Below are 12,336 nucleotides of genomic sequence, written 5' to 3'. Positions count from 1 at the left end.
CGGGATCATGTCAGCCGGCCGTCGCGGCACGCGACGACGGGCCGATCGCCTCCGCCCGCCCACCCGCGGCCGGCGGCCCGCCCGGCGCCGCCGCCGAGGGTTGGTTCGTCGGGGTGGGGGTCGGTGTGGGTGTGGGCGTCGGGGTGGGGGTCGGCGTGGGTGTGGGCGTGGGCGTCGGGGTCGGGCTCGTCGCCGTGGGAGTGGTCGACGGGCTGGGGGAGACGCTGGTGCTCGTCGAGGGCCCGGCGGTGATCGACGGTGCGGGGGTCGGGAACGTCTCGACCGGGGTGCCGGCGAGGGAGCCGGCCATCGCCGCGGTCCAGATGCGCGCGGGGAACGAGCCGCCGGTGACCGTGGACATCCCGCCCACACCGTCGAGGGAGGTCAGGTTCCCCTGCTTGTCCGGACGGAACAGGTCCACCGCCATCGCCGCCTGGGGGACGTACCCGGCGAACCAGGCGGACTTGCCGGCGTTGGTCGTGCCGGTCTTGCCGGCCGCGGGCCGGCCCAGGGCCTTCGCCGCGAAGCCGGTCCCATCCGTGACGACCTTCTGCAGGGCGTAGTCGACGCCGGCCACGACGTCGGGGGTGAACGCGCGGACGCTGACGACCTTGGCCCGATAGAGCACGCCGCCGCCGAGGGTCTTCACCGCCGCGACGACGTGCGGCGCGCGGTAGATCCCGTCCGCGGCGAAGGTGGCATAGGCGCTCGCCATGTCCAGGGCGGTCGGGGACGCGGTGCCGAGCGCGACGGTGGGGCCGCTGTCGATGGGCACCGAGTCGGGGATCCCGGCGCGGCGGGCCGCGTCGACGACCTTGTCCGTCCCGACCTGCAGCGACAGGGGGACGTAGACGGTGTTGACGGAGTCCTCGGTCGCAGTGAGGAGCGAGATCCGCCCGAAGCTCTCGCCGCCGTAGTTGCGGACCACGTACGGCCCGCTGGGTCCCTGGACGGTCTGGGGCGAGTGCCCGTTCCACATCGAGCTCAGGCTGACGCCGTTCTCCAGCGCGGCGGCGAGCGCGAACGGCTTGAACGTCGAACCCGCCTGCGGCGCGGACTGGGTCGCGTCGTCGTACTGCTGGGTGAGGTAGTTGCGCCCGCCGTAGAGCGCGAGCACCCCTCCGGTGGCCGGGTCCACCTGGGCGAGGCCCACCCGTACGTCGGTCTCGGTCGGACGTAGGTCGTGGACCGCCTTCTCCGCGGCCGCCTGGTCCTTGGCGTCGAAGGTGGTCACGATGTGCAGGCCGCCGCTGTCGATGCGGTCCTCGCCGTAGCCGAGCGCGAGCAGCTCCTTGCGGACCTCGGCCACGAGGTAGCCGCTCGGCCCGGCGAGGCTGATCGCGGTACGCCGCTTCGCGATGGTCGGGAAGGTCGCGGCCTGCCGCTGCGCCGGCGTCAGCCAGCCCTGCTTGACCATCCCGTCGAGGACGTAGTCCCAGCGGGCCCGCAGCCCCGCCAGGTTCGTCTCGGGGGCGTACCCGCCGGGGCTGCGGATGAGCGAGGCCAGCACCGCCCCCTGCTCCACTGTGAGGTTGCGCGCCGAGACCCCGAAGTAGGCGCGGGCGGCGGCCTGGATGCCGTACGCGCCGCGCCCGTAGTAGATGGTGTTGAGGTAGTCCTCGAAGATCTGGTCCTTGCTGAGCGTGCGCTCGATCTTCACCGCGAGGATCGCCTCGCGGAACTTGCGGGAGACGGTGCGCTGCTGGGTGAGGTAGTAGTTCTTCACCAGCTGCTGGGTGATCGTCGACCCGCCTTGCAGGCTGCGGCCCCGGGCGTCGTTGAGCACGGCCCGCGCGATCCCGGTCGGCGAGAAGACGCCCTCGTGATAGAAGCGCCGGTCCTCTGCGGCGAGGACCGCCTCACGTGTGGTCAGCGGGATGTCGGACAGGGCGACCGACGTGCGGTCGGTGGTCCCCACTCGGGCGAGGACGGTCCTCCCATCGCTGTAGTACAGGACGCTCTGCTGGGCAAGGGCCTCCTGGTTCGGCTGCGGTACGTCGGTGCGCTCGTAGGCCCACACGGTGACGCCGATGACCACCAGCGCGAGGAACAGCCCGAGACCCAGCAGCTGGCGCCACGAGGGCAAGTAGCGCCGTACGCCGGTCTTCCCGGCTCGCGGGTAGTCGGGGTGGGGGAGCTTCACGGCACCGCTCTCGGGAGGGGACAGGGCGGGGTACGGGCGGCGCCGGCCGGTCAGTCGGCGGAACGCCGCCGACGCTCCGGCGTACGAGGTACCCCGTCACCGAGGACGAACGACACGACGAGGTGGTTCCATCCGCAGCCGGTGCATACCTCGACGACGTAGACGCTGAACTCCCCGTGCTCGCGGGCCATCGCCTCGAGCTCGGCGCGCGCCTTGAGCCGGCCGGAGTACTGCCCCAGCTGGTCGCCGAAGGTGTAGCTGAGCTCCACCAGCATCTCACGGCGGCACACCGGGCAGGTGCGCTCGGTCGTCTCCCCGTGGTGCTTGGCGGCGCGCAGCAGGTAGGGGTCGGGGTCGCACACGTCGGTCGGGGTGGTCAGTCCGCGGAACAGGGACGCGAGCGTGGCGCGGCGCTTCAGCGTGTAGTCCACACGGGCCCGTTCCGACCACATGGTCTCGAGGGTACGGGGCTCGCGCCGGCCGCCGCCCTGCGCGTCGGCTTGCCAGGGACCAGGGTGATGCGTATCGTCTCAATGTATCGAACCGATACATCGGGAGCATCGGCCCCGTTGCCTCGCGTTCACCGTACCGTCCCCGGAGAGCTGCCTGTGAGCAAGCGGACCGACGTGTTGGAGATGGCCGTGCTCGGCCTGCTCCACGAGTCGCCGATGCACGGCTACGAGCTGCGCAAGCGGCTCAACGCGCTCCTGGGCAGCATGCGGGCCTTCTCGTACGGCTCGCTGTATCCCTGCCTGAAGAGCCTGCTGCACCAGGGGCTGATCACCGAGGAGTCGACCCAGTCCACCGGTCGGCGCTCGAAGATCGTCTACCGCCTCACGGCGGACGGCAAGGAGCACTTCCAGGAGCTGCTGGACCAGTCCGGTCCGGCGTCCTGGGAGGACGACAACTTCGGCGTGCACTTCGCGTTCTTCGCCCAGACCGGCGCGGACACGCGGCTGCGCATCCTCGAGGGCCGGCGCAGCCGGCTCGAGGAACGACTCGACAACGTCCGTACGTCGCTGACGCGCACGCGGGAGCGACTGGACAGCTACACCCTCGAGCTCCAGCGGCACGGCCTGGAGAGCGTGGAGCGCGAGGTGCGGTGGCTCAACGAGCTCATCGCGGATGAACGAGACCGGGCCCACCCCGGCAACACCGCTTCTGACACCTTCACCCCCAAGGAGTAAGCCGGATGGGCGAGATTCGCGTGGCCATCGTGGGCGTGGGCAACTGCGCCTCCTCGCTGGTTCAGGGCATCGAGTACTACCGCGACGCCGACCCGTCGCACTTCGTCCCCGGGCTGATGCACGTCGAGCTCGGCGGCTACCACGTCCGCGACGTGACGTTCGTGGCCGCCTTCGACGTCGACGCGAAGAAGGTCGGCCAGGACCTCTCCGACGCGATCAACGCCTCGGAGAACAACACCATCAAGATCGCCGACGTCCCCCCGACCGGGGTGACGGTGCTGCGCGGTCACACCCTCGACGGGTTGGGCAAGTACTACCGCGAGACCATCACCGAGTCCGACGACGAGCCCGTCGACGTGGTGGCCGCCCTGCGCGACGCGCGGGCCGACGTCGTGATCTGCTACCTGCCCGTCGGCTCCGAGCACGCCGCGAAGTTCTACGCCCAGTGCGCCATCGACGCCGGCTGCGGCTTCGTCAACGCGCTGCCGGTGTTCATCGCGGGCACCAAGGAGTGGGCGGACAAGTTCACTGCCGCCGGCCTGCCGATCGTGGGCGACGACATCAAGTCCCAGGTGGGCGCGACCATCACCCACCGCGTCCTCGCCAAGCTGTTCGAGGACCGCGGCGTCATCGTCGACCGGACCTACCAGCTCAACGTCGGCGGGAACATGGACTTCATGAACATGCTCGAGCGCGAGCGCCTGGAGTCCAAGAAGATCTCGAAGACGCAGTCGGTCACCTCGCAGCTCAACCACGAGCTCGGCGCCCGCAACGTGCACATCGGGCCGTCCGACTACGTGGCCTGGCTCGATGACCGCAAGTGGGCCTTCGTCCGCCTCGAGGGCCGTGCCTTCGGAGACGTACCGCTCAACCTCGAGTACAAGCTCGAGGTCTGGGACTCGCCGAACTCCGCGGGCGTCATCATCGACGCGCTGCGCTGCGCGAAGATCGCCATGGACCGCGGGATCGGCGGCCCGCTGCTCGGCCCGAGCTCGTACTTCATGAAGAGCCCGCCCGTGCAGTACCGCGACGACGAGGCGCGGCAGGCCGTGGAGGACTTCATCGCTGGGGAGTGAGCTCGCGACTGAGCGAGGAGCTCGCGAGGCGAAGCCGAGCAAGCACCGCAGCGAAGGAGCCATCGGCGAGGAGCTCGCGAGGCGAAGCCGAGCAAACCAGCGAGCGAGCGGTTTCAGGTTGCTCACAGGTCGGGCGGCTAGCGTCGCTGTTCGTGACGCAGACGTTCGCGCGACGTACGTCCTACGCGCTGCTCGCCCTGGCCGCTGTGCTCGCACCGGTCGCCGTGACAGCGCTGTGGGCCCAGCAGCACCTGCTCAGTGAGAAGGGCTACCTCGCCACGGTCGCCCCCCTGGCGGCGGACCCCTCGGTGCAGTCGGCGGTGAGCCAGGCGGCCACCGACCAGATCGTCTCCGCCCTGCCCGTGGACTCCATCGCCTCCTCACTGCCGAGCGTGCTGCAGGGTGTCGGGGCGCTGGCCGAGAAAGCCGAGCGGACCCTCGTGAGCGCCGCGGTCTCCGACGTGGTGCACAGCCCGTCGTTCCCGTCCCTGTGGGTGCAGGCGAATGCGACCGCGCACGAGCAGTTCGGAGCCGCCATGGCAGCCGGCGGGTCCGGGGGCGACCTGCGTCTCACGATCGGCCTGGACCCCATCGTGCAAGCCGTTCGCGCCGACCTGGTCCGCCGCGGCGTGCCCGGCGTGGGCGACGTCCCGCTCTACGTCCCCGGTCACGTCGTGATGGTGACCGTGCCCGGCGCCCAGGTGCGGTCGGCGCACGTCGCATGGGCGCTCGTGCGAGGGGCCCAGTGGCTGGCGATGGCGGTGGTGCTGCTGGCAGCTGCCGCCGTCCTTGTCGCGCCACGTCGTCGGTGGATGCTGCTGCTCGAGGCGGTCGCCCTCCTCGCAGGTGTCGGCGGACTGGCCCTGCTCACGGTGGCGGCGCACGCCTTCTACGTCGCCCACTCCCCCGTGGGCGCGCACGTCTTCGGCGACGCCCTCGCCGCATCGCTCGGCTCGTGGGTTCGTGCCTGGGGCCTAGCGGCGACGGCGGTGCTCGCCGTGGCGATCGCGGCCGTCCTCGGGTCCTCGCACGAGTGGCGGGCGCGCAACGCCCACCCGGCCGGCTGAGCGTTCCGGGCAGGGCAGCCGGCCGCGGGAGGCATGATGGGCCGCCGTGGCTTCGAGCGCGGACGGCGGCGTCCGCCTCCCGCGCGAGAGCGTCGTACGTCTGCTGCGCTCGGTGCCGTTCCGCCTGCTGCTGCTCGTCCGCCTGACCGGCCAGTTCGGTGACGGGCTCCTGCAGGCGGGCCTGGCCTCCTTCGTGCTGCTCAGCCCGGAGCGTCAGGCGTCACCGGGTCGGGTGGCCGCGGCGCTGACGCTGCTCCTGCTGCCCTACAGCCTCGTCGGGCCCTTCGCCGGGGCGTTCATCGACCACTGGCGGCGGCGACAGGTGCTGCTCGTCGCTGACCTGACCCGGGCGGTGCTGGCCGTCGCTCTCGCGGCTCTCGTGGCGAGGAGCTCGGTCGGCGTCGCCTTCGGCGTCCTGGCGCTCAGCGTCATCGGGGTCAACCGCTTCGTGCTGGCCGCACTCCCCGCCGCGCAGCCGCACGTCGTCGACCCGCCCGACCTGGTGACCTCGAACGCCCTGGCACCGACGCTGGGATCCGGTGCCACCCTGGTCGGGGTCCTCGCCGGCATCGGGCTGCGCTCGGCCCTCGGGGGCAGCGACCCCGCCGCCGGCTGGATCGTGGTGGCCGGCGCCATCGCCTACACGCTCGCCGCGGCCCTGTGCCTGCCGATCGCCACCGCCTCCCTGGGGCCTGACCCCGACGCCCCCCGCCCGGACGTGTCCCCGGTCGGCACGGCGTACGCCCTCCTCGACGCGGCGCGCCACGTGGTCGCGCAGCGCAGCGTCGTGCTGGCGCTGACCGCGCTGACGCTGGTCCGCGCGGTCTTCGGAGCGTGGACGGTCCTCGCGATCGTGCGCGAGCGCACCGTGCTGCACCCGCCGACGGACACCACGGGTGCCCTCGCCGAGCTCGGTGCGGCAACCGCGATCGGCGGGGTCGGGGCGGCGCTCGGGGCGATCCTCACCCCCGGGGCCGCGCGTCGCTTCGGCGTACGGCGCTGGGTGATCGCCCTGGTGCTCGCCTGCCTGCTCGGCTGCGCGACCATCGTGCCGGTGGTCAGCAGCCCCGCGATCCTGGGGATGGCCCTGGTCCTCGGCTTCGTCTACCAGGGCGTGAAGATCTGCTCCGACACCGTGCTGCAGCGCCGGATCGGCGACGCCTGGCGAGGGCGCGCGTTCTCGATCACCGACCTGCTCGCCAACGTGTCGTTCGTGCTGGCGGCCATCGTCACCGTGCCCTTCGCCTGAGTGAACTTCACCGAAAGCAGCGCCCGGCGAAGGCCGGGGCGACGTAGCGTCGCGCCATGCTCGCCCCCCAGCGGCGGTCCGTCCCGGCCGCGGGGGAGCGCGCGCCGGCTCAGCCCCGCGCGCTCGCGGCGATCCTGGTCCTGGCGGTGGTCGCGGCCACGACGGTCGGCGTCCAGGTCCAGCGCCACCAGCACGTGTCCGCCTACCTCCACGGGGCCGGCGTCGCGATCGGCCCGGACGGCGCGGTGGAGCTGCTCCCGGTCGGCACGCCCGCGAGTGCGCTGTTGCCCGGATCGCGGGTGCTCGCGAAGCAGGGCGCCGAGATGCTGGCGTTCGCGACGGCCCAGCGTGCCTGGGTCGCCGCCGGGACCGTCCCGGGCGAGGGGACCCGGTGGGAGTCGATGGCCCGGGACGCGCTGCTCGACCTGCACACCCTGACCCTGCCCAGCGGGGCCACTCCCGCCGGCTGGGCACGCAAGTGGCGCTACGTCTGGCCGCGGGACGCCGCCTTCGTGGCGGCGGCCTATGCCGCGACCGGCCACCTCGGCGACGCCCGGGCGGAGCTCGCCTACCTGCAGCGTGTCCAAGGACCGAGTGGGGTCTTCGAGGCGCGGTACGTCCTGGACGGGTCGGGCCCGCCCGACGGACGGTGGGCGCAGAGCGACTCGACGGGCTGGGTGCTGTGGGCGACCGGCCGGCTCGCCCGGGCGGTCCCGGCCCTGCCGGAACGCGTCGCGGTCGTCGGGGGGCTGCGCAGCCTGGTCGAACGCTCGACGGCGACCCTGCTCGAGCTCACCGATGCCGGGCGGGCGCTGCCGCCCCCCAGCCCGGACTACCGGGAGCTTCCCGAGGACGCCACGACGCTGGGGATCTCCGGCCCCTTCCTCGCCGGCCTGCAGGCGGCTCCGGGGCTGTTGCGGCTGCTCGGTGACACCGCCGAGGCAAGGGCGGCCGCGCGGGCGGCGGCCCGCTTCACCGCGCGGGTGACCTCGACCTACGGTCCGACGTACCCCCGCATCGCGGGGACGCACGTGGGCGATGTCTCCGTCACCTTCGTCCTGCCGCCGTTCACCGGCGAAGCGCTGCCCGGTGCGGCCCTGGCGGCCACCCAGACCGCCGGTCGGCTGGTCCGTCCCGCCGGCGGCCTCGGCCCAGGCACGGATTGGCGCGACCACACGATCTCCTGGACCGCGGAGACCGCCCTGTTCGCGCTGGCCGATGCCACGAACGGCGATCCGCAGCAGGCGGCCCACTGGATGGACTGGCTCGACACGCACCGCACAGCGGTCGGCTCGCTGCCCGAGAAGGTCGACGGAAGCGGCCGGCCGGCCGGCTCCGCCCCGCTCGCCTGGACCGACGCCCTCGTCCTGCTCACCCTGGCGCGCCTCACGCGCACCCCTGGCGCCGGTCAGCCCCTGGCCGCCCACCACTGACGCAGCGCCTCGGTCGCGGCCTGCTCGCCGAGCGGACCGTGCTCGAGCCGCAGGTCGAGCAGGTGCGCCATCGCCTGGCCGACCTCGCGCCCCGGCGGGATGCCCAGGATGGCCATGACCTGCCGGCCGTCGAGGTCTGGACGGATCCTGGCCAGCTCCTCGCTCGCCTCGAGCTCGGCGATGCGCCGCTCGAGGTCGTCGTAGGCCTGCTCCAGCGCCTTGGCGCGCCGCCGGTTGCGGGTCGTGCAGTCGGCGCGAGTCAGCCGGTGCAGCCGCGACAGCAGCGGCCCGGCGTCGCGCACGTAACGGCGCACGGCCGAGTCGGTCCATTCGCCCGCGCCGTACCCGTGGAACCTCAGGTGCAGCTCGACCAGGCGGCTGACGTCGTCGGTCACCTCGGAGGAGAAGCGCAGGGCCTGCATACGCTTCGCGCACATCCGTGCCCCCACGGTCTCGTGGTGGTGGAAGGAGACGCCGCCACCCGGCTCGAGGCGGCGGGTACGCGGCTTGCCGATGTCGTGCATGAGCGCGGCGAAGCGCAGCACGAAGTCCGGCCCCGGCACCTCGCCGCCCGGCGGGTCCTCCAGGTCGATGGCCCGCTCGAGGACGGTCAGCGTGTGCTCGTAGACGTCCTTGTGCCGGTGGTGCTCGTCGATCTCGAGGCGCAGCAGCGGCAGCTCCGGCAGGACGTGCTCGGCCAGTCCGGTGTCCACGAGCAGCGTGAGGCCGCGACGGGGGTCGTCGGCGAGGACCAGCCGGACCAGCTCCTCACGGACCCGCTCCGCGGAGACGATCTCGATCCGCTCCGCCATCGCGGTCATCGCGGTGACCACCTCGGGAGCGACGCTGACGCCGAGCTGCGCGGCGAAGCGGGCCGCGCGCATCATCCGCAGCGGGTCGTCCGAGAACGACTCCTCGGGGGCCGACGGCGTGCGAAGCACCCCACGCGCCAGGTCGGCGAGCCCGCCGTAGGGGTCGACGAAGGAGGTCCCCGGGAGGGAGACCGCCATCGCGTTGATGGTGAAGTCACGACGCAACAGGTCTCCCACGAGGCTGTCGCCGTAGCTGACGTCCGGCTTTCGTGACGTCCGGTCGTAGGTCTCGGAGCGGTACGTCGTGACCTCGATGACGTACTCGCCCTTGCGAGCCCCCACGGTCCCGAAGGCGATGCCGACGTCCCAGACGTGGTCGGCCCAACCGCGAAGCAGCCGCTGCACCTGCTCCGGGCGGGCGTCGGTCGCGAAGTCGAGGTCGTTGCCGAGGCGGCCCAGCAGCGCGTCGCGGACCGAGCCACCCACCAGCGCCAGCTCGTGACCCGCCGCGTGGAAACGCCGGCCCAGGTCGTCGGCGACGGGCGCCACCCGCAGCAGCTCGAGGACGGCCCGGTGCTGGGCCTCGGTCAGCAGCTGCTGGAGCTCCCCGGAGGGGGGCGTCGGCTGATCCTCGGAGACGGCGGACACGGGGAGCAGGGTAGCCACGGCGGCTGACCCGGGCCGCCTCGCGCCTTGTCTACTCTGGCCGGGTGGCAGACCAGCGACGCGATCGCCAGCGCCGGCGGCGCACGGTCGAGGAGACCTCCGCGGGGGGGCTCGTCGTCGACCAGCCCAGCCTCGGGGGTCGCGGCGCCCTGATCGCGCGGCGGGACCGGCGCGGCCGGCTGGTCTGGTCACTGCCCAAGGGGCACGTCGAGCCCGGGGAGACCCGCGAGGAGGCGGCGATCCGCGAGGTCGAGGAGGAGACGGGCATCCGGGGCCGGGTCCTCGCCCCGCTGGGGACGATCGACTTCTGGTTCGTCGCCGAGGACCGCCGGGTGCACAAGACGGTCCACCACTTCCTGCTCGAGCGCGATGCCGGTGAGCTCTCCGACGCCGACATCGAGGTGGTCGAGGTCGCCTGGGTCCCGCTCGAGGAGGCAGCGGGCCGGCTCGCCTACGCCGACGAGCGTGAGCTGGTGGACCGGGCGCTGCGCCTGCTCGCGGACACCGCGTGAAGACGCGCCAGGAACACCACGTGAAGACGCGCCAGGAACACCGCGCGAGAACGCGCCAGGAACACCGCTCGGGTACGGCGGCGGACGCGCCGTGATCGGTGGGACGCGGGTAGCCGTCGTGGCGCTGCTCGGGGCGCTGGTCGCCGCGGCAGGGCCGGCCGTGCCGGCTCGAGCGACGGTCGGCGCGCTGTCCGCGGGATCGGTGCGGGTCTCGGTGTCCGTCGTCAGCCCGCCCTCGCCCGGTCCGGGGGACACCTTCGTGGTGGCCGGACGGGTGATCAACGGCGGCGGCGAGCCCATCCAGGCGGTTGGTGTGCGCCTGCTCGTCGACCCGCAGGCGTTGACCAGCCGCGACGACCTGGCGCAAGCGGCTGCGGTGGACACGACGAGCGACCCCGCCCTCGCGGACTCCGGCGGCGACGTCGTGAGCTCCTCGATCATCACTGGACTGAGCGAGAGCCTCGCGCCGAACGCGTCGGTCCCCTTCCAGATCACGATCCCCGCGGACGACCTCGCGCTGAAGGGCTTCGGGGTCCACGTCCTGACCGTCGAGGCGAGGGCCGCCGAGCCCACCGGGCAGCGCACCACCGTCGCGAGCCTGCGGACCTTCATCGTCTGGCGCGGCAGCGCGAGCCTGCCCACCCTGCGCACCACCTGGCTGGTGCCGCTCCAGGACCAGCCGCTGCGCGGCGTCGACGGGCGCTATGACCCGAAGGCCGCGGGCGCCCTCGCCGACTCCCTCGACTCCGGCGGCCGGCTGAGCACCATGCTGGAGGCCGGTGAGGGGGAGCCCGTCAGCTGGGCGGTCGACCCGGACCTGCTGGAGGAGGCCCAGCAACTGTCCGTGGGCGCCCCCCTCGTGGGCGGCGGAACGGCCAGCCCGGACGACGGCGCCGCCAACTGGCTGCGCGAGCTGTCCTCAGCACAGGAGGTCCTGGCCCTGCCCTACGCCGACCCGGACCTGACCGCTCAGCGACGCGGCGGACTGTCCTTCGACCTCGCCGCCCAGGTCGCGACCGGAACGGCGAGTGCCGCCCGGGTGCTGAACCGCACGGTGCCCGCGGCCCCCGCCTGGCCGGTCGACGGGGTCACCACGTCGGGCACGATCGACGGGGCCGCCGCGAGCGGGCTGACCCAGGTGGTGCTGTCGTCCGGGGCCGTGCGCGCCCCGGACGCCCAGAACTACACCCCCGACGCCCTAGGGCCGCTGGCCGGCTCGAGCCTGCAGTCGGTCACGGCCGACGCGACGCTGTCCTCCTTCGCCGCCGCCGACCCGCGGCTGCTCGGGAACGCCACGCTGGCCCGTCTCCGGCTGCTGGCCGAGACGGCCATGATCGCGGCCGAGCGGCCGAGCCAGCCCCGGTCAGTGGTGATCGCGCTGCCTCGGGACTGGGCGCCCTCCCCCGGCTGGGCCAGGGTGGTGTTCAGCCTCGCCAAGTTCGCGCCCTGGCTGCAGCCCACCACCCTGTCCGCGCTGACCGCCGACCCGGGGGACGCGCCGCTGCGCCGGCTGGCGCCCTATCCGGACGCTGCGGCCGCCGCCGAGGTCCCGTCGGCGCAGTTCCGCATCGTCCGGACCACTTCCGGCCGGCTGGACCGCTTCCAGGAGATCCTCACCCAGCCCGCGCAGGTGGTCCCGGCGTACTCCGCCGCGTTGATGCGCGCCCAGTCCGCGGCCTGGCAGCAGGACCCCACCGCCGGGACGGCGTACGCCGCCGGGGTCGCCGCGTCGCTGCAGGAGCAGATGGCCAAGGTGCGGATCCTCCCGCGCGGTGAGGTCACCCTGTCCAGCCGGACGGGCAAGGTCCCGCTCGCCGTCCGCAACGAGCTGGACCAGGACGTCCGCCTCCAGGTGCGGCTCACGGCGACGCCGGCGTTCCGGCTGCGCACCGGGCCGCAGGAGGTGTCGACGGTTCCGGCCGGGCGCGCCATCTCCGTGGAGGTACCCGCTTCGACCTCGGCGGACGGGCGGATCCCGGTCACCGCCCGGCTGGTCACGCCGTCGGGTACGCCCTTCGGGCAGCCGGTCTCCTTCGAGGTGCGGGCGACCGGCTACGGGGCGGTGGCGCAGCTGGCCGCCGGGGCGCTGGTGGTGCTGCTCGCGATCGCGCTCGTCGTCCGTGTCGTGCGCCGGATCCGCCGTGGCGCCGCGGAGGCCGACGCGGCGCGCGACGTCATCGAGGAGGAGGCG

At 73.3% G+C, this 12,336-nt stretch carries 10 protein-coding genes; 7 read left to right on the top strand and 3 right to left on the bottom strand.

The genetic code is table 11. The features are described 5' to 3' along the window. Positions 1-10: 10 nt before the first annotated feature. Both VMI11_11750 and VMI11_11745 read right to left on the bottom strand, forming a co-directional pair. Entirely contained in the window at positions 11-2,143 is a 2,133-nt protein-coding gene (locus VMI11_11750; GenBank protein ID HTY73082.1) for a transglycosylase domain-containing protein, read from the bottom strand. Between the two features lie 50 nt (positions 2,144-2,193). Further along, positions 2,194-2,595 (bottom strand): DUF5318 family protein, encoded by a 402-nt coding sequence (locus tag VMI11_11745; protein HTY73081.1) that lies wholly within the window; start codon positions 2,593-2,595, stop codon positions 2,194-2,196. A gap of 156 nt (positions 2,596-2,751) precedes the next feature. On the opposite strand from VMI11_11745, the gene VMI11_11740 reads away from it, so the two are divergent. The 5 genes from VMI11_11740 (at position 2,752) to VMI11_11720 (ending at position 8,155) form a co-directional block, all read left to right on the top strand. Continuing rightward, positions 2,752-3,330: a PadR family transcriptional regulator gene (locus VMI11_11740; protein HTY73080.1), complete on the top strand. Its 579-nt coding sequence runs from the start codon at positions 2,752-2,754 to the stop codon at positions 3,328-3,330. A 5-nt stretch (positions 3,331-3,335) separates the two neighbouring features. Next, the gene (locus VMI11_11735) at positions 3,336-4,406 is read left to right on the top strand and encodes an inositol-3-phosphate synthase (protein ID HTY73079.1); all 1,071 of its coding nucleotides are present in this window, start codon (positions 3,336-3,338) and stop codon (positions 4,404-4,406) included. 152 nt (positions 4,407-4,558) lie between these two features. Beyond that, positions 4,559-5,473, top strand: coding sequence for a hypothetical protein (locus VMI11_11730; GenBank protein HTY73078.1), 915 nt, complete (start codon positions 4,559-4,561; stop codon positions 5,471-5,473). Positions 5,474-5,519: 46 nt separating this feature from the next. After that, a complete protein-coding gene (locus tag VMI11_11725; protein HTY73077.1) occupies positions 5,520-6,722 on the top strand; it encodes an MFS transporter in 1,203 nt (400 codons plus the stop codon). A gap of 56 nt (positions 6,723-6,778) precedes the next feature. Further along, positions 6,779-8,155, top strand: a complete 1,377-nt coding sequence (locus VMI11_11720; protein ID HTY73076.1) for a glycoside hydrolase family 15 — start codon at positions 6,779-6,781, stop codon at positions 8,153-8,155. On the opposite strand, the gene VMI11_11715 is transcribed toward VMI11_11720, so the two are convergent. After that, positions 8,131-9,615: a CCA tRNA nucleotidyltransferase gene (locus VMI11_11715; protein ID HTY73075.1), complete on the bottom strand. Its 1,485-nt coding sequence runs from the start codon at positions 9,613-9,615 to the stop codon at positions 8,131-8,133. The two genes, VMI11_11720 and VMI11_11715, sit on opposite strands and share 25 nt — an antisense overlap. Before the next feature lie 62 nt (positions 9,616-9,677). Between VMI11_11715 and VMI11_11710 the strand changes: the two genes are divergently transcribed. Together VMI11_11710 and VMI11_11705 are read left to right on the top strand one after the other, a co-directional pair. Continuing rightward, the gene (locus VMI11_11710) at positions 9,678-10,145 is read left to right on the top strand and encodes an NUDIX hydrolase (protein HTY73074.1); all 468 of its coding nucleotides are present in this window, start codon (positions 9,678-9,680) and stop codon (positions 10,143-10,145) included. Positions 10,146-10,236: 91 nt separating this feature from the next. Then, positions 10,237-12,336: DUF6049 family protein (locus tag VMI11_11705; protein ID HTY73073.1), on the top strand; the 2,100-nt coding region annotated here is incomplete at its 3' end.

It is taken from the genome of Actinomycetes bacterium (assembly GCA_035506535.1).
Classification (GTDB): Bacteria; Actinomycetota; Actinomycetes; order DATJPE01; family DATJPE01; genus DATJPE01.
The sequence above is the reverse complement of the archived record's forward strand: the minus strand, read 5'-3'. Positions and strand labels throughout refer to the sequence as shown.

What these genes read in the sequence shown, in the direction of transcription:
- VMI11_11745 (HTY73081.1), bottom strand. Translation starts at nt 2,595, where the DNA reads ATGTGGTCGGAACGGGCCCGTGTGGACTACACGCTGAAGCGCCGCGCC.
- VMI11_11735 (HTY73079.1), top strand. Translation starts at nt 3,336, where the DNA reads ATGGGCGAGATTCGCGTGGCCATCGTGGGCGTGGGCAACTGCGCCTCC.
- VMI11_11720 (HTY73076.1), top strand. Translation starts at nt 6,779, where the DNA reads ATGCTCGCCCCCCAGCGGCGGTCCGTCCCGGCCGCGGGGGAGCGCGCG.